The organism is Polaromonas sp. (assembly GCF_030680935.1).
In the GTDB taxonomy this organism is placed as follows: Bacteria; Pseudomonadota; Gammaproteobacteria; order Burkholderiales; family Burkholderiaceae_C; genus Polaromonas.
Map to the genome: position 1 here is coordinate 46,969 of NZ_JAUXUP010000025.1, position 17,881 is coordinate 64,849.

The following is a 17,881-nucleotide window of genomic DNA, read 5'->3' on the forward strand; positions in this document are numbered from 1 at the left end:
GCATGCACGGCACAGCCTCAGGCGAACTGCCCACGGTGCTGGTGACTCATCCGGTGCCGCGTCTGGCCATGTACCTGGGTGAGCGTGCGCTGGCGCAATTGCAGCAGGTGGCGCAGGTGCGCCTGAATCCGCTGGACAACGACCTGGCCGGCGATGCGCTGGTCCGGGCCGCGCAGGGTTGTGATGTTGTTCTGGCCTACCGCCAGACGCCGGTCAGCGCGGCGGTGTTTGGTGCGCTGCCTCAATTGCGTGCTGTGGTGCGTTGCGCCATGGACATCCGCACCATCGACGTGGCCGCTGCCAGTATGCATGGGGTGCTGGTCACGCAGGCCAGCGCGGGCTTCATGGCGTCGGTGTCGGAATGGGTGCTGGGCGTGATGATTGATTTAAGCCGTGGCATCAGTGCATCTACCTTGCAATACCAAAGCGGGCACGAGGCGAGCGTACGCATGGGGCGCGAGCTGCGCGGTGCCACGCTGGGCGTGATCGGCTACGGCCAGATCAGCCGGTACCTGTGCCCGCTGGCGCTCGCCCTGGGCATGCGGGTGGTGGTGGCCGATCCGTTGGCGCAAGCAGACCTTGCCGGTATCTCACAGGTCAGCCTGGACGAACTGCTGGTTACCTCCGACCATGTGGTGTGCCTGGCGCCCGCCAACGCGGCCACTGAAAACCTCATGAACGCCACAGCGTTCGCCACCATGAAGCAGGGCGCCTTTTTTATCAATGCGTCGCGCGGCAACCTGGTCGATGAAGCGGCACTGCTGGCCGCGCTGGACGCCGGCCATCTGGCCGGCGCGGCGGTGGATGTGGGCCGCGCGCCCGACCAGATGCCCTCACCCGCAGTGGCCCGCCACGCCAAGGTAATCGCCACGCCCCATATCGGCGGCCTGACACCTGCGGCCATCGAGCACCAGGCGCTGGAGGCCGTGGCGCAGACGGTCGCCATTTTGCAGGGCCGCATTCCGCAGGGCGCTGTCAATGCCGCGCAGGCCACACGCATGCAGGAGCGGGCGCAAGCCTGAAGCCATGGACGCCCTGACTTCCTCGCTGTGCGACTGCCATGTGCATGTTTTTGACCCGGCCTTCCCGCTGGCCCCGGGGGCCAGCTATGTGCCGCCGGTGGCCAGGGTGGAGAGCCTCATGGCCATGCACCGGTCGCTGGGTATCGGTCGGGTGGTCGTGGTGCAGTCCACGGTGTATGGTTTTGACAATCGCTGCACCATGGCTGCGGTGGCGGCCATCACAGAGCTGGGCAGCGCGGCCCGCGCTGTCGTGACGGTGCACGCTGCAGCCGCCGACGACGAGCTGCAGGCCCTGCACTCCGGCGGCGCGCGCGGTGTGCGCTTCATGATGGCCGGCGGCGGCGTTCTGCCCTGGGAGGCACTGGAGTCCGTCGCAGCCCGCATCCAGCCGCTGGGCTGGCATATCAACCTGCAACTGAACGGCTGCGAGCTGCCCCAGCACCTGGACCGACTGGCGCGCCTGCCTACTCCGCTGGTGATCGACCACATCGGCAAATTCATGCCACCGCCCGTGACGGACGCCGAGACGTTTGGCGCCTTGCGCACGCTGATGGACAGCGGGCGCTGCTGGATCAAGCTGTCGGCGCCCTATGAAAGCTCGCGCAGCGGACCGCCGGCCTTTGACGACGTGAGCCTGCTGGCCACCGAGCTGGCACGCGCCTACCCCGAGCGTTGCCTGTGGGCCAGCAACTGGCCGCACCCCAACCGCAACCCGTTGCCGGATGACGCCGCCATGCTGGACCTGTTGAGTGCGTGGGCGCCCTCGGCCGCGACGCGGCAGCGCATTCTTGTTGACAACGCACAGGCGCTTTATGGCTTCTGAACCCAGGGCGCCTTTGTGCATCCGCATGCACGCGGCCGACAACGTGGCCATCGTGGCCAATGACGGCGGCCTGGGTGCAGGCACTGTGCTGCCCGATGGCCTGACGCTGCGCGACAAGGTGCCCCAGGGCCACAAGGTGGCGCTTGCCGACATTGCCCAGGGAAAGGCCGTGCGGCGCTACAACGTGGTCATAGGCCACGCCGCCAAAGACATCCCCGCCGGCAGCTGGGTGCATGAGCGCTTGCTGCAAATGCCCGCAGCCCGCTCGCTGGACGGCTTGCCCATCGCCACCGTCAAGCCGCCTGCCATGGCGCCGCTGGAGGGCTATACCTTCGACGGTTACCGCAATGCCGACGGCACGGTGGGCACCCGCAACATCCTGGCCATCACCACCACGGTGCAATGTGTGGCCGGTGTGGTCGACTTCGCCGTCAAACGCATCAAGGCCGAGCTGCTGCCGAAATTTCCCAACGTCGACGATGTGGTGGGCCTCGAACACACTTATGGCTGCGGTGTCGCCATTGACGCGCCCGACGCCATCATCCCCATCCGCACCCTGCGCAACATCAGCCTGAACCCCAACTTCGGCGGTGAGGTTTTGGTGGTCAGCCTGGGCTGCGAGAAGCTGCAGCCCGAGCGGCTGCTGCCACCGGGCAGTTTTGCGATTGTGGATGAGCGCCAGAGCGCCGATGCCGCACTCGACGTGGTCTGCCTGCAGGCAGACAAACATGTGGGCTTCATGTCCATGATTGATTCCATTCTTGAGGCGGCGCTGCCGCACCTGGAGCGGCTCAATGCCCGGCGCCGCGAGCCAGTGCCCGCCAGCGCGCTGGTGGTCGGTGTGCAGTGCGGTGGCAGCGACGCGTTTTCGGGCGTCACCGCCAACCCTGCCGTTGGCTTTTGTACCGACCTGCTGGTACGTGCCGGCGCCACCGTGATGTTTTCTGAAACCACCGAGGTGCGTGACGGCATTGACCAGTTGACATCACGCGCGAGCACGCCCGAGGTGGCCGAGGCCATGATCCGCGAGATGGCCTGGTACGACGCTTACCTGAAAAAAGGCCTGGTGGACCGCAGCGCCAACACCACGCCCGGCAACAAGCAGGGCGGTTTGTCCAACATTGTTGAAAAAGCCATGGGGTCCATCGTCAAGTCGGGCAGCGCGCCCATCAGCGGTGTGTTGGCCCCTGGTGAAAAGCTCCAGCAAAAAGGCCTGATCTACGCGGCCACGCCGGCCAGCGACTTCATCTGCGGCACGCTGCAACTCGCAGCCGGCATGAATCTGCACGTGTTCACCACCGGCCGCGGCACGCCTTATGGTCTGGCTGCGGTGCCGGTCATCAAGGTGGCCACACGCACCGACCTGGCCACACGCTGGCACGACCTGATGGACATCAACGCCGGCCGCATTGCCGATGGTGAAGCCAGCATCGCCGACGTGGGCTGGGAGATGTTTCACCTGATGCTCGAAGTAGCCAGCGGCCGCAAAAAAACCTGGGCTGAACACTGGAAGATACACAACGCGCTGGTGCTGTTCAACCCCGCCCCCATTACCTGACGCCTCAGAAGACCAACCATGACCCACGCCACCCCTTACCAATCCTTCCCCAACAGTTTCAAGCGCGATTTGCTGGCCGGCAAAAAGCTGATTGGCTGCTGGTCCTCGCTGTCCAACGCCATCACCACCGAGGTGCTGAGCGTCGCCGGTTTTGACTGGATCTTGCTGGACGGTGAACATTCGCCCAACGACGTGACCACCTTCATCCCTCAGCTGATGGCGCTCAAAGACAGTGCCAGCGCGCCGGTGGTGCGGCCATCGTCCAACAACGAGGTCGAGATCAAGCGCCTGCTCGACGCCGGTTTTTACAACTTTCTCGTGCCCTTTGTGGAAAGCGTGGCAGAAGCCAAACGCGCCGTGGCCGCCACGCGTTACCCGCCCCTGGGCATACGCGGCGTGTCGGTGTCGCAGCGCAGCAACCGTTATGGCACGGTGCCTGATTACTTCAAGTCCATCAACGACCACATCTGCGTGATGCTGCAAATTGAAAGCCGGGCTGGTGTGGCCGCCGCGCGCGAGATTGCGGCGCTCGACGGTGTGGACTGCATTTTTGTCGGCCCGTCCGACCTGGCAGCCGGTTTCGGGCATCTGGGCAATGCGAACCACCCCGAAGTACAGGCCGCCATTGCCGCCGTGTTTGCCGATGCCAAAGCGCATGGCAAACCCACAGGCATCCTGGCGCCGGTAGAAGCCGACGCGCGCCGCTACATGGAGATGGGCGCCACCTTTGTCGGTGTCGGCAGTGACCTGGGCGTTTTCCGCGCCGCCACGCAGGCCTTGCACGACAAATACCGCAACTGATACCGCACCTGATTTTTTAGCAACACGAAAGACAAGACATGAGCAAGCTGGGTTTTATCGGTCTGGGCATCATGGGTGCACCCATGGCCGCGCACCTCATCAAGGCGGGGCACGAGGTTTTCTTGAGCACCCGCAGCAAGGTGCCTGCCGACCTGCTGACCGGCAAGGCCGTCGCCTGCGCCTCGGCGCAAGAGGTGGCTGAAAAGGCCGACATCATTTTCATGATGCTGCCCGACACCCCCGATGTGGCCAAGGTGTTGTTTGGCGACAAAGGTGTTTCAGCCGGTTTGTCAAAGGGAAAAACCGTGGTCGACATGAGCTCGATCTCGCCCATGGACACCAAGGACTTTGCCAAAAAGATCAACGCCCTGGGCTGCGATTACCTCGACGCGCCGGTCTCCGGCGGTGAGGTCGGCGCCAAGGCCGCCAGCCTGACCATCATGATCGGCGGGCCCGATGCCGCGTTTGAGCGCGTCAAGCCGCTGTTTGAGCTGATGGGCAAAAACATCACCCTGGTCGGCGGCAACGGCGACGGCCAGACCTGCAAGGTGGCGAATCAGATCATCGTTGCCCTCAACATCGCCGCCGTCGGTGAAGCCCTGCTGTTCGCCAGCAAGGCCGGCGCCGACCCGGCCAAGGTGCGCCAGGCACTTATGGGCGGTTTTGCCGCTTCGCGCATTCTGGAAGTGCACGGCGAACGCATGATCAAGCGCACTTTCAACCCGGGTTTCCGCATCGGCCTGCACCAGAAAGACCTGGGCCTGGCCCTGGCCGGCGCGCGCAGCCTGGGCGTGGCCTTGCCGCAAACCGCCAGCGCGGCGCAATTGATGCAGGTCTGCAGCGCCAACGGCATGCAGGACCTGGACCACTCGGCCCTGGTGCGTGCACTGGAGCTGATGGCTGGTCACGAAGTCGCCAAAGCATAAGCAGAGCCATTTTCAAAACAAATTCAGGAGACAAACCATGACCATCAACCGCCGCAAGGTTCTCGCATCATCCGTGGCCCTGGGCCTGGCCGCTGCTTCCGGCGTTCAGGCGCAACCCGCGGCCTGGCCGTCTAAACCGATCCGCCTGATCGTGCCTTACCCGCCGGGCGGCTCGTCCGACATCATTGGCCGCTCCATCAGTCAGGCGCTGTCAGAGGCGCTCAAGCAGCCCGTGATTGTGGAGAACCGCGCCGGTGCCAACGGCAACCTCGGCGCCGATCTGGTCGCCAAGTCCGCACCCGACGGCTACACCCTGCTGCTGTGCGACACCGGCGCGCTGGCCATCAGCCCCTCGGTCTACACCAAGCTGCCCTTTGACCCGAGCAAAGACTTGCGCGGCGTCACCATGCTGGCCTATTCGCCGCACTTGCTGGTGGTGCACCCCTCGGTGCCCGCCAACAACCTCAAAGAGCTGGTGGCGCTGTCGCAAACCAAGCCGCTCAACTTTGCCGTGACCGCCATGGGCAGCGCGCCGCACCTGGCCGGTGTGGCCGTCGAGCGCGCCAGCAATGCCAAGTGGCAGTACATCCCCTACAAGGGCGGCTCGCAGGCCATCAACGACACCGTGGCCGGCCAGACCCAGGTGCTGATGAACGGCATGCTGGCAACGCTTCCGTTTGTGCAAAGCGGCCAGCTGAAGATTCTGGGTGTGTCCAAAGCCACACGCATGCCGCTGATCGGCAATGTGCCTACCCTGCAAGAGCAAGGCATCACCGGTTTTGAGTCCGGCACCTGGCAAGGTGTGCTGGTGGCCGCCGGCACGCCGCAGCCCATCGTGAACCGCCTGAACACCGAGCTGATCAAAATCATCCGCAGCCCCGACATCCGAGCCCGCCTGAGCGGGCAGGGCGCCGAAGTGTCCACCATGTCACCGGCCGAGCAGGACGCCTTTTTCAACAACGAGCGCAAGCGCTGGGCCTCTGTGGTGGCTGCCGCCGGCATCAAGCTGGACTGACAATCTGCTATTGATTCAGGAGCTGCTTACGCCTGTCGCTAAAGGGCCGCAGGCCAATTTGGCTTCTAAACTCCGCCTATTGGCCGAAGATTGAGTGAGTTTGCATTTCATACGGCCAATTTGAGACGGCGATGTTCCATTTATTCGTCAAATGTTTGCAATCGACGAATAAATGGAACATACTGCACACCATGCGCGCCGACACCCACACCCAACGCATCCTCGATCTGGCTCGCCAGAAGGGCATGCTGCGACCGGGCGATCTCCGGGACGTCGGCGTTGCGCGTGTGGTGCTGACCCGGCTCATGGCGAGTGGCCAGCTTGAAAAGGTGGGGCGAGGCCTTTACCAGCTGCCGGGAAGCAACAAGTCGGAGCATGAAACCCTTGCCACGATTGCTGCAAAGGTGCCACAGGCGGTGTTTTGCCTGCTATCGGCCCTGCAGTTTCATGGGCTGACCACCCAACTGCCCCGCCAGGTATGGATCGCCATGCCACGCGGTAGCCATGCCCCCAGGATCGACTACCCACCTGTGAAGATGGTCCAGTTCACCGGCGACGCCTATTCAGAGGGCATCGAAGTCTTTGAGCGTGATCGGGTTCCGCTGCGGGTGTACAGCGTGGCGAAAACCGTGGCCGACTGCTTCAAGCACCGCAACAAGATTGGCCTGGACGTGGCGCTTGAGGCCCTGCGTGATGCACGGGCACAGCAAAAAGCATCTGCCGACGCACTCTGGCATTTCGCCAAGATTTGCCGCGTGGCCAATGTGATGCGGCCTTACCTGGAGGCCATCGAGTGAGCCAGAGCGCCAGTCAAAACCTGGCTGCTTCGGTGCGTGCGCGCCTGCTGAACCGGGCAAAGGCTGAACAGTCAGACTTCAATGGCATGTTGGTTCGTTACGCACTGGAGCGTCTGCTGTACCGCTTGAGCCAGTCCAGCCACGCCGAGCGCTTCCTGCTCAAAGGCGCCATGTTGTTCACGCTCTGGTACGACATGCCGCACCGGCCCACACGCGACGTTGACTTGCTGGGCTTTGGCGCCAGCGATCTGGCGTCCATCACGCAGACTTTCAGTGACATTGCATCGGTTGCCGTCGAAGACGGTATCCGCTTTGACCCGGCCAGCGTCATTGCACAAGCGACTCGAAAAGAAGCCGGCTACGCCGGAGTTCGTGTTTTCATCTCTGGTGAACTGGCTGGAGCCAGGGTGAAGGCGCAGGTTGATATTGGCTTTGGTGATGCAGTCACGCCCGGCCCGGTGCCGGCAAGGTATCCGGTGCTGCTTGACGACTTTCCGGCCCCAACGCTGCAAACCTACCCGGTCTACACCGTCATTGCCGAAAAACTCCATGCCATCGCTTTGCTGGGCATGACCAACAGCCGGCTCAAGGACTACCTGGACCTGTCCGTGCTGCTGGAGCGAGAGACGCTGGACTCGGCCATCCTGGCTACAGCCATTGCTGCCACCTTCAGGCGCCGCGCCATGCCCGTTCCGGCGGCGCTGCCCATTGGGCTCAGCGACGAGTTTGCCAACGATGCATCCCGCCAGGCACTCTGGCGCGCCTTCCTGAACAAGAACCAGTTGAAGCCCGTGCCACTGCAAGAGCTGGTGACTGCCTTGCGAGTCAAGCTACAGCCCGCCTTGCAACAGGCGACTCTGGTCGCCTGAGTTTTTATGCAAATCCGCTATTGATTCAGGAGCTGCTTACGCCCGTCGCCAAAGGGCTGCAGCCTGATTTGGCATGCAATCCGCGCGCTGGCGGTGCGCAGCGGCCTAAACACCCCGGCGCCGCCGCAGCCAGTGCTCCACACCTTCAAACAGCGCCTCACTGAGCAGCGCCAGCAAGGTGGCGGGCAGGGCGCCGGCCAGCAGCAGCTCGCCATCGTTCAGCGCCAGGCCGGTCACTATGCGCTCGCCATAACCACCGGCACCAATAAAAGCGGCAATCGTCGCCGTGCCTATGGCAATTGAGGTGGCGGTGCGCACACCCGCAATGATGGTGGGCAGGGCCAGCGGCAGCTCGACCTCACGCATGCGCTGGGCGGCCGTCATGCCCAGCGCCTGCCCGGCCAGGCGCAGGCCGGCTGAGACCTCACCCAGGCCGGTCACGGTGTTGCGCATGATGGGCAGCAGCGCGTAAAGCATCAGCGCAATCAACGCCGGCACGGTACCAATCAGGCCCAGTACAGAAATCAGCATGGCCAGCAGCGCCAGCGACGGCACGGTTTGCAGCAGGCCGGTGGCGCCCAGCACCACGGCGCGCAGGCGCGGGTGCGGAAACACCCACACCGCCAGCGGAATACCCAGCAGCGCTGCGGCGCCGACCGATATCAAAGTCAGCGCCAGGTGCTGCCGCGTCAACCGCGCCAGATCGGGCCCGAAGAGTTTGGCCCAGAAGCCGCGCTGGCCGGCGTCTTGTGTGGTGCTGGCTGCGGCAGAAGCGCCGCCCGCTTTGGCTGTGAGATGGTCGCGCGCAATCACATCAAACGCCACACCCTTCAGCTCGGCCCGCGCGTTCATGGCAATCATCGCGGTCTCATTGATGCTGCCCTCCAGCTTTTGCAGCGCCGCCCAGGCCTTGGGAAAGCGCTGCGGCACATCCAGCCGGTACAGCAGCACCGCGTCATACCGCGGAAAGTACGCCTTGTCGTCGGTCAGCACGCGCAGGCCCAGGTGGCCAATCTTGGCGTCGGTGGTGTAGATGTCGATCACGTCCACCTGCTTCTGCGCAATCGCGTCATAAGCCAGCCCGTGGTCCAGCGCGACCGGTGTTTGCGGCGCGCCGTACTGCTGCGCCAGGCCCTTCCAGCCGTCGGCCCGGCCTATGAATTCGTTCGACAGGCCCAGCTTGAGCGCAGGGTGTTTGGCCAGGTCGCTCAGTGATGTGATGCCCAGGCGCTGCGCATTGTCTTCACGCATGGCTAGCGCGTAGCCGTCGTTAAACCCCAGCGGCACCGCCACACCCAGGCCCAGCGGCGCCAGCGCGGTATTCATCGCCTGCAGTGTCATCGGCGTTTTGCTTTTCAGAATCTCCAGGCTGATGGTGCCCACGTACTCCGGGTAGATGTCAATGCTGCCCGAGCGCAGCGCCTCATAAACAATGGCGGTGTTGCCCAGGCCCTGCAGCACCGAGGGCGGCGTGGGTGTGTGCGGCGCAGCCGTCTGCGCCAGCACCTGCGCCAGGATGTAAGACTCGGTGAAGCGTTTGGAGCCTATGCGCAACGTGTCGTTGGCAGGCGGCGCGGCAAAGGCCAGGCTGCTGGCAAGGGCCAGCAGCAGGGCGATGCAGGTGGTGAGGGCAGGGCGGCGGGGCGTCATGCCGCCAGTATCGCCGCGTCGGCTGCGGCTGCCAACATCCTGTGGCAGACTGCATTCCACCCAAACGCACCCAACCAACCAACCTACACCCCATGACCATCCAGCTCTACGCCTTCGACACCCCCAACGGCCGCAAGATCAGCGTCGCGCTTGAAGAAATGGGCCTGCCCTACGAAGTGCACGTGGTGGACATCACCAAGGGCGAGCAGACCGCGCCCGACTTCCTGAAGATCAGCCCCAACAACAAGATCCCCGCCATCATCGACCCCGACGGCCCGGGCGGCCAGCCCATCAGCGTCTTCGAGTCCGGCGCCATCCTGATCTACCTGGCCGAAAAGACCGGCAAATTTTTGCCCAAAGACCCACGCGCCCGCGTGGCGGTGATGGAGTGGCTGATGTTTCAGATGGGCGGCTTCGGCCCCATGCCCGGCCAGGTGCACCACTTCATCGCACTGAAAGACGAAGCCGACCGCCGCTACGGCCTGGAGCGCTTCATGGCCGAGACCCAACGCCTCTACGGCGTGATGGACCGCCGCCTGGCCGACCACGCCTTCTTCGCAGGCGAAGAAATCTCAATAGCCGACTTCGCCATCGTCGGCTGGGTCTGGCGGCATGAGCGGCACAAGGTTGATCTGGCGGATTTTCCGCATGTGTTGCGGTGGTACCGGGGGATGATGGCGCGGGATGGGGTGGGGCGGGGGTTTGGGGTGGGGTTGAAAGGTGATTAGCAGAAGGGATTTCCGCTCAGGACACGCCGAGTACACGCTGCATATCAGCGTAAGACACCTGTGGCCACGGCCTTCTGGCGTTTCAATTCGTCGAGGGTCTTCCCGCTGGAATCCTTCCACTCCATCCAGCCGTTCGAACTGCGACCCAGTACGACGTCAGAGGCTCCGCTAGGGGATCCGAAAAGCACATCTCGCTGGAACACGTAGGACTCACCGTCTAATCTGAGATCGCCAATATCAATCAGGCGTTGCCTATTCTTTCCAGCAGACATTGGGATCATGCTTTTTGCAACGTCTGCGCGGGCACGAGAACCTTTAAGAATCACCATGCCCTCTTCGGTGTAATCACCTACCGCTTCAACGCCGGCACCCTTACAACGAACTGAGACTTGCGCATCGGGCTTCGTGGCAATTTCCAAGTGTGCGCCGCCTGGCCCATCCATCACGTCACGGCGAGTTGCAAGTGGCTCAAAAACAGGTTGCCCCATCGTTGCTACGAGCGTACGAATGGTGTCAAAAATTTCCTGGCAGTCCGCTTCGAGCCACGCTGGCGTGTGCGGTTTGGAGCCGGCATTTCCGTTTTCAACCAAATAACGCTGGGCCGAGTTGGCTTGTTGAATCCCGCGCCACTCAAGGTACATGGCGTGGGTTTGGGTAAGACTATGCGTGAGAGAAATAGCTACAAGAGCCCGGTTCCAAAATTCCCGCTTCGGATCAAGATCATGTTCATTCAGTCTTTTCCCTAGCGCGCCAGTCTGACCAATATAGACGGCTGGCCGATCCTTCTCTTCGTCATCGCCGATCAGATAGTAGACGCCGACTTGCCGCGATTCGGGCATCTGCAAGAACTGTGACATCAATGGGCGCGGTACCTCGATGACTTGCACGATGTTCGTCGTGAGTGCTGCAACTCTGATACCCCGTGGGTCGCCTGCAGGCAGAAATATTTGAATGGTGCGTGGACGTTGCGTCATAGCCCATTATCGTTGCCAGGCATGGGATGTAAACCTAGCGGCTTGAGTTTGAGTTGGGCCGCCGTCTGATGGACTACGCCTTTTCCGCAGGCGAAGAAATCTCGATAGCCGACTTCGCCATCGTCGGTTGGGTCTGGCGGCACGAGCGGCACAAGATCGACCTGGCGGATTTCTCGAACGTGTTGCGCTGGTGCAGGGGGATGATGGCGCGGGATGGGGTGGGGCGGGGGTTTGGGGTGAGGTTGAATCGCGTGCTGTAAGCCACTAGCTAGTCGCTTGGTTGTGCTGCAAGAGAGCATGGCACGTAAGAGGGTGATGGCCTTGCATCCTCATCAAAGCAAGTATCTAGCGGGTTTCCAGAGGGTCAACTCAAAGCTTTGGCCAAAATGCCCCAAGATAGGTCGTACCCCACGACTTTCCTTTCTATGCGATATGCAGGGATGTTGGGGGCTGCTGAGGTGACGCCCAAAGCTGCTGCCAAACTGTTTGGAGATGGTGAAAATATACTGTTCATCAAGCCGGGAGCGGGCGGCGGGGAAGTCGTTACGCCCAGCATTGCTGCTAGGCTATTTCTATTTGGATCGGGGCTAAAGGCGAAGCTTGCCGGTGCCGGTGCCGGAGCTGGAGTAATGGGAATTTTCTCTTCCACGTAAACTGGAGACAAGAATTTCCAGTTCTCGCGTTGAAGTTGTGACCGAAACTCGGGGGTGGCGCGTCCAACGCCTGACCCAATTTTTTCCTCTAGCTTGGCTACTCTATGTATTGGCATTCCAATTGCAGAAAGTATTGAGCCAGCACGAGGCCCAATTCTTGCGACTGTTAGGGTGTCGTAGTGAATGACGATCCTGCATTTTGGCTTTAAGTCACCAACTGAACCTCCCAGAACTCCCATCATGTCTACGGCAGATTTGGCATAGAACGCAGCAGTTAGCACTTCTTCTGCCGCGCCGGCCTTGGCGGGGAAGTAAGCGAACAAACCGTCCCCTGCGTATTCAACTTGCTGTTCATCTGCGCCGTAGTCTTGCGTGATTCGGTCCACAGTCGAGAGAAAAGTATGGGCTAGTTTTAGATAAGTCGCATGACGTTTTCCCAAAAGCAATCTTGTGGACCCAACGAGATCGATCTTCATGATGAAGAATGGTTTATTTGTCCCTTCACCTCTCTTTAAGTCTGACGGAGCTTTCTCAACAAGCGCATCTGACGCTTCCATGAAGTGTCGATCTAATAGTTCTCGGACCCTCTTTAATGACATAGAAGCCTCTAGGAACCGTATCTTGCAAATAGGTAAATAACGCAGCCAGTCAGCACCCAGACTTCCGCGAACCCAATGCCCCAACGCAACAATCGAATTTTTACTTCGCGGATATAGCAGAGCTTCATATGCTCAAAAGTTAGTTCATTCAATATTTCTGCGTCGTTTTTCGGGAGCTCCGCCACTGCATCTGAAACCTTCTTAAGCGAAGCGATGACTGACCGCCTCAGCAGTGCATCCGAATAACCAAAATTGAACAAACCTCCGCGATAAAAAGTCCCAGTAAAATTTTTATGGTCCAAGATATGGAGCGAAGGGTTATCCAATGGTGCCAATCCCCTTATTAAGGACAGGAGAGACACAGCCCACGTACCGAAGAAAAGAGCCCCCAGGAAATAGCCACAACCTCGCGGTTCAATTGACTCCAATGAGTCGAATATGCTGCCTGCCCCGGTTAGGGGGGCCAACAGAAGGACCAGAATAGCCCCGCATTTGACGTCTAAAGCTCTTATCGTCAATTGGCAGTCATCAATTGACGCCTTGGCGAAATCAGTTCGTGTCATGTTGACTTAATTCCTTTCGATAGCCGACCCTCTCGGTTATGAGATTGCAAGCGGACGGTGTCTGATTGAGATTGTATTCACACCGTCCAGTCCCACTAGCCGCAACTTCACATCAAGACCTACCTGGGCACTAAGCATCGGGAGGACTTCCCACTATCTCAGCCGTTGGCGGAAATATTTCCACTTCGTTTTCACCAGCTCTGGACGTGGGAGTGTCGATGATGTCAGCAATGAACACCTTGAAGTCTGCTCGGGCCAGTACCTCACCGAGGCTCCTAAGAAAGGTTTCTTTTGCCGGGGTCTGAATGAGGGACATCAGACTTCGACCCAATTTTGTTAACTGATAAAAACTAAGCTTCGTGGTTTTTGTTGGGTCGGTTGTGTACGCTATGAGTCCCCTGTTTTGGCACACCACCAACAAATGCAAATATCTGCCATCTGGTGCTGGGAAAGGTGGGGCATTGTCCCTGTATCCCATCGTGGAGACCCCAGAAAGAATACCTAACTCCTCAAGCATAGATAACTCGTTTCCCGGAAGCCCATTTTTTATTTCTTCCGGCAACCCCAACTTTGCCCATGTTCGCCCATAGATGACATAACCTTTTTCTGTTGTAACTGCCGCCAATCGTTCAATTAGGTCCGCCTCATCCTGGGAAATGCTCCGAAGAAAGTCCATGGTTCTATAGCTGAATGCCCCAGGCGCTTTCAGTTCTCCTGCCAGTACGTGACCCCAAAGTTGCTGCATCGACTCAGACGACATTCCGCCTGCTGAGTCTCTCCAGCGATAAAACCAATCCGTATCAATTTCTTTCTCGGGCGGGATACTTGGGTCTTCTCTCAACAGCTTTTCTGCATGTGTGATTGCTTTTTCAACGTTGACTTCTTTCCTTAGATATTCCAACTTTTGAGTGGTTGTGATTCGCTGCTCAAAATCAACGATGTCAAAAATGGGCTCTACCTTCGTTGTTGGTGAATTAACTGGATCACCTTCAATCAACAGCGTTGCGCTGGAGCGAGTTTGAGCGGTCTCTTTTAACTTTACAATTTGCGCCTCAGCCGCAGCTATAGCTATGAGTCGATGTGCTGTAGCCGCAGTCTCTGCGGAGGATGTCCTGGTTATTTGCCAAGGTCGTATCAGCCCCGTGCCACTTTTTTCAATAAGTTCTACCAGACGTATTAGCAGGTCTTCACCAGGCCATCCCATATAGGTCTTTCTTTGTCAAATTTGCTTCATCTTATAAGTTACGGCTCTGGCAGTCCATAAACGGCCGAATTGGGACAGTTGCGAAACGTTGCCCTGCACCTTAGGCTTCAACGGTCTAAACAGCTCTTAAGTGCGCCTTTTTGATGACTCGGGTACGCTCCGGTCATCGCGTTAGTCGCTACCGCGGCGGTTAAAAAGCAAGTTTGAGCAAACGCAGAAAAGTCATTTGTGGAGAGCCCAACATGCAACGCAGAAACCTAGTCCTGGCCGCAGCCGCCTTCGCAGCAAGCGCCGCCCGCGCCCAACAACACTCCGGCGCCCACCACTCCCTGCCGGTCGCCCCTTCCTCCCCCGACCCATACGCCAAGTTGCAAGGCGGGGTGCCGCACCACATGACGCCCGAGCAGCCAAGTCAGCGCGTCACCGACAGTCCTGCGCCGGCTGGGCCGCGCGGGCGCTGGGTGGCGCGGGCTGCTTAGTCGAGCTTGCTTGGGTTCATCTAAGCACTATGACCATCGCGACCCCCTAAGTCGGCTCGCGCCGAACGCGCGGTGGCTCTGACGAAGCAGGCGGGCGCTTGTCTGCAAATAGAAGGTACAGCAGGCAGAGTGGGCTGAAGATGAGGATAAGAACGAACCATACCCATTTGCCGTTTTTTGCTGCGCTCACCATTGACCATATCCACAGCACCACGAGGCCGAGTGCCACCAGCAAAACCGCAACTAAGAAAAGCAGCCAATCGTCCATCGAATCCACTCCCTCCGCAATTCTCTTTGGTTTCCCCTGCGAACGCTAGAGAGATCGAAGCGGCCTTCAAGGCGTTGATACGGGCGGCAGTGGCGGTCAACAAGGCTTAGTACGGACGCTTGGTCGCTAGTGTTTTGATAGCTGATTGTGTAGATGCCGTAAGGGCCGGCGGTCAGTTCAATGCCTTGTCAAAAAACGCAGGAAGCTCACGCTGCAACCGGCCCAGAAACGCAGCGCGGTCAAAGCCCGGCGGGTTGGCGCCAAGGTCGCCGTCTTCGGACGGGATGGCCATGGTGGGCGTGTCCTGAAACGCGAAGTGCCAGGCATTGGGCACCCGGTGCATGTCAACACCGGGCACATTCGCGGCAACCCATTCGGCATGAAAGCGCGGCACCAGAAAGCGGTCCAACTGCGCCCCGTACACCGCCACAGGGATGCGGATTTGTGCCAGCGAAGCGGCATTGAACAAGGCCCCCATGGGCGCCATGGCCACCACAGCCCGCACGCGGGTATCGGTCAAAGACGGCAGGGGCGGCGAAGCGGCGGCATTGGGGGTGCCGGGCGCGATCGCCTGGCCTGTGCTGCAAAAAATCGGGTCAGCGGCCCGCGCGGCGCTGCAGTGCGTGTCGAAGCGTGCCGGCTCGGCCCGGCCACCCGCCAGGGCCAGAACGGTGTAGCCACCGGCCGAATGCCCCAAGGCGCCGATACGTGGCCCCTTGGCGTCGCTGGCGATGCGGTCCTTCCAGTCCGGGTCGCGCAGCAAGGCGTCGATCACGCGCGAAGCCTGCCGCGGCCGCTCGGTGACATAACGCTCCAGGCTGCCCCCACGCAAGGAGCGGTCCTGCCAGTTGTCGCCGGGGTGGCGCAATGCGGCCACCAGGTAGCCTTGCTGCGCCAGCGCCTCGGCCAGGCTACTGTGCGCGAGTTCACTGCCACCGGTGCCGTGACTCAGGAGGATCAGGCCCTTGACCTTGGCCTCGGGCGCGGCCCGCATGGCCACGTTCACAGTAAACGGCCCCATGGCGATGGTGCGCGCGTCTGCCTGCGTGGGGTAATACAGGGCCGCCACGATGGGCGCGGGGTCTGCCGGGGTGCCGGCAATGGTGATCTGGCGCCAGCCGGCTTGTGCAGCCATGGCTTGGGCCGCCGTCAGAAGCAGGCTGCAAAAAACGAGAGTGATGGGGCGCGGTGACAGGTACATGTTGAGCTCCGGTGGTGTTGAGGGGGTTGCAACTGGAGGCGATGGTAGGTGCGCAAAGGACGGCGCTGGGGTGGAATGCGACGGAACGGCGGGACAGCGGCGCGAGATGCTGATTTATGCGGATGAAAGGTGTACGTCTGGCGCCGGGTAGCCGCGTGGTGCGGGCGCGCGACGGCGCCGGTGGCTGGGTCTGACGCTATTTAATTGATAGCTGCTTGCGCACGTCTGGCAGGGGCTGGGGCTGATCTGGCATAAGAACTGCCAGCAGCATTTGGACAGAAACGGGTCTCGGGGTAGTATGCGTGCGCAGGTATTGAGTTCATGAGTCGATACCCCTGTCTTCCGGCCTCTTGAGGCCATGCCCGTAAACCACCGAGGCTGAATTGCCATGAAGCACTGGGTCGTGCCCGCCGTCATCGTTGTCATCATGCTGCTGTGCTGGCTGCTGACCCGCTCAGCCAGCAAAAAAACTCTGTCGACGTGGGCGCGCAACCAGAATGCTGTGCTGCTTGAACTGGGTGATGTCCATGACTTTGATGGGCGCGGCAAAAGCCCGCTACGAGACGAAAACATTCAGGAGTATTTCGTCAAACTCCGCCTGCGCAGCGGCGATATCAGACAGGGCCATGTGGTGCTGATTCCGAAGCTGTTCGCAAAAACGCAGGTGCAGTGGCGCGAGGATTTTGAGCGGGCTTAGGCCTTGTTGCGGTGTGCGGGCGCTGAATGGAGACCCCGGATACGCAGGCGTACGCGTGCATTGGTGCAGAGCTGGCCGGTGCGCGCGTGAAGACACACTGACGTCGGCTTCGTACATGGCTTGAGCGTGGATGAATTTGCTATTTACTTGATAGCTGCTTGCGCATTTCTGCCAAGGCCTGCAGCCCGATTTGCTCATGAAAAAAGCCGCTGGCAGGCACCAGCGGCTTTTTTCTCAGTGAACCGTTAAACGCTGATCAAGCCGAACCCCAAACCTCCTGCGCCGTCTCAATCACCAGCCGCAGCTTGGTGCGCTGGGCTTCGACGGCGATGTCGTTGCCGTGCACGGTGCTGCTGAAACCGCACTGCGGTGACAACGCCAGTTGCTCCAGCGGTGCGTATTTGGCGGCCTGCTCGATGCGGCGCTTCAGCTCGTCCTTGTCTTCCAGCGTGCCGAACTTGGTGGTCACCAGGCCCAGCACCACGGTTTTGCCTTTGGGCAGGTAGCGCAGGGGCTTGAAGTCGCCGCTGCGGATGTCGTCGTACTCCATGAAGTAGGCGTCCAGGTTCATCTCTTTGAGCAGCGCTTCGGCCACCGGCTCGTAGTTGCCGCTGGCGGCGTGGGTGCTTTTGAAGTTGCCGCGGCACAAATGCATGGCCAGCAACATGCCGGGCGGTTTTTGCGCCACCACCAGGTTGATGAACTTGGCATAACGGTGTGGCAGCTCATTGGGGTCGTCACCGCGCTGGCGGGCGGCTTCGCGCATTTTTTCGTCGCACAGGTAGGCCAGGTTGGTGTCGTCCATCTGCACATAGGTGCAACCGGCGGCTGCCAGGCTGCGCAGCTCGTCGCCATAGGCATTGGCCACGTCCTGGTAAAACGCGGGGTCGAGCTCGGGGTAATGTTCTTTGCTGATGCCGGCGCGGCCACCGCGAAAGTGCAGCATGGTCGGCGAGGGGATGGTCACCTTGGGCGTGTTGCCCTTGCTGACCTGGCTTTGCAGGTACTGGAAGTCGGCGAGCTGGATGTCTTTGACGTGGCGCACCTTGTCGAC

General features: G+C 60.6%; 20 protein-coding genes. 12 read left to right on the plus strand and 8 right to left on the minus strand.

Going from position 1 to position 17,881, the window contains the following annotated elements; translation table 11 throughout:
- The first annotated feature begins 26 nt into the window (after positions 1–26).
- From Q8L50_RS06835 to Q8L50_RS06870, 8 genes are all read left to right on the plus strand, one after another.
- Positions 27–1,022, plus strand: a complete 996-nt coding sequence (locus Q8L50_RS06835) for an NAD(P)-dependent oxidoreductase (protein ID WP_370869761.1) — start codon at positions 27–29, stop codon at positions 1,020–1,022.
- Between the two features lie 4 nt (positions 1,023–1,026).
- Entirely contained in the window at positions 1,027–1,845 is an 819-nt protein-coding gene (locus tag Q8L50_RS06840; protein WP_305347913.1) for an amidohydrolase family protein, read from the plus strand.
- Entirely contained in the window at positions 1,835–3,403 is a 1,569-nt protein-coding gene (gene garD / locus Q8L50_RS06845; protein WP_305347914.1) for a galactarate dehydratase, read from the plus strand. The genes Q8L50_RS06840 and garD overlap by 11 nt, the downstream gene beginning before the upstream one ends.
- Before the next feature lie 18 nt (positions 3,404–3,421).
- Positions 3,422–4,204 carry a 2-dehydro-3-deoxyglucarate aldolase gene (gene garL / locus Q8L50_RS06850; RefSeq protein WP_305347915.1) on the plus strand — a complete coding sequence of 261 codons (783 nt, stop codon included), beginning with the start codon at positions 3,422–3,424 and terminating at the stop codon, positions 4,202–4,204.
- 38 nt (positions 4,205–4,242) lie between these two features.
- On the plus strand, positions 4,243–5,130 hold the full coding sequence (gene glxR, locus Q8L50_RS06855; RefSeq protein WP_305347916.1) for a 2-hydroxy-3-oxopropionate reductase: 888 nt from the start codon (positions 4,243–4,245) through the stop codon (positions 5,128–5,130).
- A gap of 37 nt (positions 5,131–5,167) precedes the next feature.
- Positions 5,168–6,145 (plus strand): tripartite tricarboxylate transporter substrate binding protein, encoded by a 978-nt coding sequence (locus Q8L50_RS06860; RefSeq protein WP_305347917.1) that lies wholly within the window; start codon positions 5,168–5,170, stop codon positions 6,143–6,145.
- 191 nt (positions 6,146–6,336) lie between these two features.
- Positions 6,337–6,942, plus strand: a complete 606-nt coding sequence (locus tag Q8L50_RS06865) for an AbiEi antitoxin N-terminal domain-containing protein (protein WP_305347932.1) — start codon at positions 6,337–6,339, stop codon at positions 6,940–6,942.
- Positions 6,939–7,811, plus strand: a complete 873-nt coding sequence (locus Q8L50_RS06870) for a nucleotidyl transferase AbiEii/AbiGii toxin family protein (RefSeq protein WP_305347918.1) — start codon at positions 6,939–6,941, stop codon at positions 7,809–7,811. Before Q8L50_RS06865 ends, Q8L50_RS06870 begins: the two co-directional genes overlap by 4 nt.
- A 105-nt stretch (positions 7,812–7,916) precedes the next feature.
- On the opposite strand, the gene Q8L50_RS06875 is transcribed toward Q8L50_RS06870, so the two are convergent.
- Positions 7,917–9,461 carry a glycine betaine ABC transporter substrate-binding protein gene (locus Q8L50_RS06875; RefSeq protein ID WP_305347919.1) on the minus strand — a complete coding sequence of 515 codons (1,545 nt, stop codon included), beginning with the start codon at positions 9,459–9,461 and terminating at the stop codon, positions 7,917–7,919.
- A 92-nt stretch (positions 9,462–9,553) separates the two neighbouring features.
- On the opposite strand from Q8L50_RS06875, the gene Q8L50_RS06880 reads away from it, so the two are divergent.
- On the plus strand, positions 9,554–10,189 hold the full coding sequence (locus Q8L50_RS06880) for a glutathione S-transferase family protein (protein WP_305347920.1): 636 nt from the start codon (positions 9,554–9,556) through the stop codon (positions 10,187–10,189).
- Between the two features lie 44 nt (positions 10,190–10,233).
- Here the strand turns inward: Q8L50_RS06880 and Q8L50_RS06885 are convergent, their stop codons facing one another.
- Entirely contained in the window at positions 10,234–11,163 is a 930-nt protein-coding gene (locus tag Q8L50_RS06885; RefSeq protein ID WP_305347921.1) for a GIY-YIG nuclease family protein, read from the minus strand.
- A 68-nt stretch (positions 11,164–11,231) separates the two neighbouring features.
- On the opposite strand from Q8L50_RS06885, the gene Q8L50_RS06890 reads away from it, so the two are divergent.
- Positions 11,232–11,423 carry a glutathione binding-like protein gene (locus tag Q8L50_RS06890; protein ID WP_305347922.1) on the plus strand — a complete coding sequence of 64 codons (192 nt, stop codon included), beginning with the start codon at positions 11,232–11,234 and terminating at the stop codon, positions 11,421–11,423.
- 104 nt (positions 11,424–11,527) lie between these two features.
- Here Q8L50_RS06890 and Q8L50_RS06895 read toward each other — a convergent pair whose 3' ends face one another.
- The 3 genes from Q8L50_RS06895 to Q8L50_RS06905 all read right to left on the minus strand — a co-directional run bounded on the left by Q8L50_RS06895 (position 11,528) and on the right by Q8L50_RS06905 (position 14,182).
- A complete protein-coding gene (locus tag Q8L50_RS06895; RefSeq protein ID WP_305347923.1) occupies positions 11,528–12,373 on the minus strand; it encodes a hypothetical protein in 846 nt (281 codons plus the stop codon).
- Between the two features lie 50 nt (positions 12,374–12,423).
- Positions 12,424–12,978, minus strand: a complete 555-nt coding sequence (locus Q8L50_RS06900; protein ID WP_305347924.1) for a hypothetical protein — start codon at positions 12,976–12,978, stop codon at positions 12,424–12,426.
- A gap of 130 nt (positions 12,979–13,108) precedes the next feature.
- Positions 13,109–14,182 (minus strand): DUF2806 domain-containing protein, encoded by a 1,074-nt coding sequence (locus Q8L50_RS06905; RefSeq protein ID WP_305347925.1) that lies wholly within the window; start codon positions 14,180–14,182, stop codon positions 13,109–13,111.
- Between the two features lie 242 nt (positions 14,183–14,424).
- Between Q8L50_RS06905 and Q8L50_RS06910 the strand changes: the two genes are divergently transcribed.
- Positions 14,425–14,661, plus strand: a complete 237-nt coding sequence (locus tag Q8L50_RS06910; protein WP_305347926.1) for a hypothetical protein — start codon at positions 14,425–14,427, stop codon at positions 14,659–14,661.
- A gap of 46 nt (positions 14,662–14,707) precedes the next feature.
- Here Q8L50_RS06910 and Q8L50_RS06915 read toward each other — a convergent pair whose 3' ends face one another.
- Both Q8L50_RS06915 and Q8L50_RS06920 read right to left on the minus strand, forming a co-directional pair.
- Complete coding sequence (locus Q8L50_RS06915; RefSeq protein ID WP_305347927.1) at positions 14,708–14,929, minus strand: hypothetical protein; 222 nt, start codon at positions 14,927–14,929, stop codon at positions 14,708–14,710.
- A 172-nt stretch (positions 14,930–15,101) separates the two neighbouring features.
- Entirely contained in the window at positions 15,102–16,130 is a 1,029-nt protein-coding gene (locus tag Q8L50_RS06920; RefSeq protein ID WP_305347928.1) for a dienelactone hydrolase, read from the minus strand.
- A gap of 388 nt (positions 16,131–16,518) precedes the next feature.
- On the opposite strand from Q8L50_RS06920, the gene Q8L50_RS06925 reads away from it, so the two are divergent.
- The gene (locus Q8L50_RS06925; RefSeq protein ID WP_305347929.1) at positions 16,519–16,827 is read left to right on the plus strand and encodes a hypothetical protein; all 309 of its coding nucleotides are present in this window, start codon (positions 16,519–16,521) and stop codon (positions 16,825–16,827) included.
- Positions 16,828–17,083: 256 nt separating this feature from the next.
- Here Q8L50_RS06925 and Q8L50_RS06930 read toward each other — a convergent pair.
- Positions 17,084–17,881 (minus strand): 5-methyltetrahydropteroyltriglutamate--homocysteine S-methyltransferase (locus tag Q8L50_RS06930; RefSeq protein WP_305347930.1); only part of this gene is annotated, 798 nt, incomplete at its 5' end.

Coding starts and splice junctions, on each gene's coding strand:
- garL (WP_305347915.1), top strand. CDS start 3,422: ATGACCCACGCCACCCCTTACCAATCCTTCCCCAACAGTTTCAAGCGC.
- Q8L50_RS06910 (WP_305347926.1), top strand. CDS start 14,425: ATGCAACGCAGAAACCTAGTCCTGGCCGCAGCCGCCTTCGCAGCAAGC.
- Q8L50_RS06875 (WP_305347919.1), bottom strand. CDS start 9,461: ATGACGCCCCGCCGCCCTGCCCTCACCACCTGCATCGCCCTGCTGCTG.
- garD (WP_305347914.1), top strand. CDS start 1,835: ATGGCTTCTGAACCCAGGGCGCCTTTGTGCATCCGCATGCACGCGGCC.
- Q8L50_RS06915 (WP_305347927.1), bottom strand. CDS start 14,929: ATGGACGATTGGCTGCTTTTCTTAGTTGCGGTTTTGCTGGTGGCACTC.
- Q8L50_RS06900 (WP_305347924.1), bottom strand. CDS start 12,978: ATGACACGAACTGATTTCGCCAAGGCGTCAATTGATGACTGCCAATTG.
- Q8L50_RS06885 (WP_305347921.1), bottom strand. CDS start 11,163: ATGACGCAACGTCCACGCACCATTCAAATATTTCTGCCTGCAGGCGAC.
- Q8L50_RS06860 (WP_305347917.1), top strand. CDS start 5,168: ATGACCATCAACCGCCGCAAGGTTCTCGCATCATCCGTGGCCCTGGGC.
- Q8L50_RS06890 (WP_305347922.1), top strand. CDS start 11,232: ATGGACTACGCCTTTTCCGCAGGCGAAGAAATCTCGATAGCCGACTTC.
- Q8L50_RS06840 (WP_305347913.1), top strand. CDS start 1,027: ATGGACGCCCTGACTTCCTCGCTGTGCGACTGCCATGTGCATGTTTTT.
- Q8L50_RS06905 (WP_305347925.1), bottom strand. CDS start 14,182: ATGGGATGGCCTGGTGAAGACCTGCTAATACGTCTGGTAGAACTTATT.
- glxR (WP_305347916.1), top strand. CDS start 4,243: ATGAGCAAGCTGGGTTTTATCGGTCTGGGCATCATGGGTGCACCCATG.
- Q8L50_RS06880 (WP_305347920.1), top strand. CDS start 9,554: ATGACCATCCAGCTCTACGCCTTCGACACCCCCAACGGCCGCAAGATC.
- Q8L50_RS06920 (WP_305347928.1), bottom strand. CDS start 16,130: ATGTACCTGTCACCGCGCCCCATCACTCTCGTTTTTTGCAGCCTGCTT.
- Q8L50_RS06865 (WP_305347932.1), top strand. CDS start 6,337: ATGCGCGCCGACACCCACACCCAACGCATCCTCGATCTGGCTCGCCAG.
- Q8L50_RS06925 (WP_305347929.1), top strand. CDS start 16,519: ATGAAGCACTGGGTCGTGCCCGCCGTCATCGTTGTCATCATGCTGCTG.
- Q8L50_RS06895 (WP_305347923.1), bottom strand. CDS start 12,373: ATGGAAGCGTCAGATGCGCTTGTTGAGAAAGCTCCGTCAGACTTAAAG.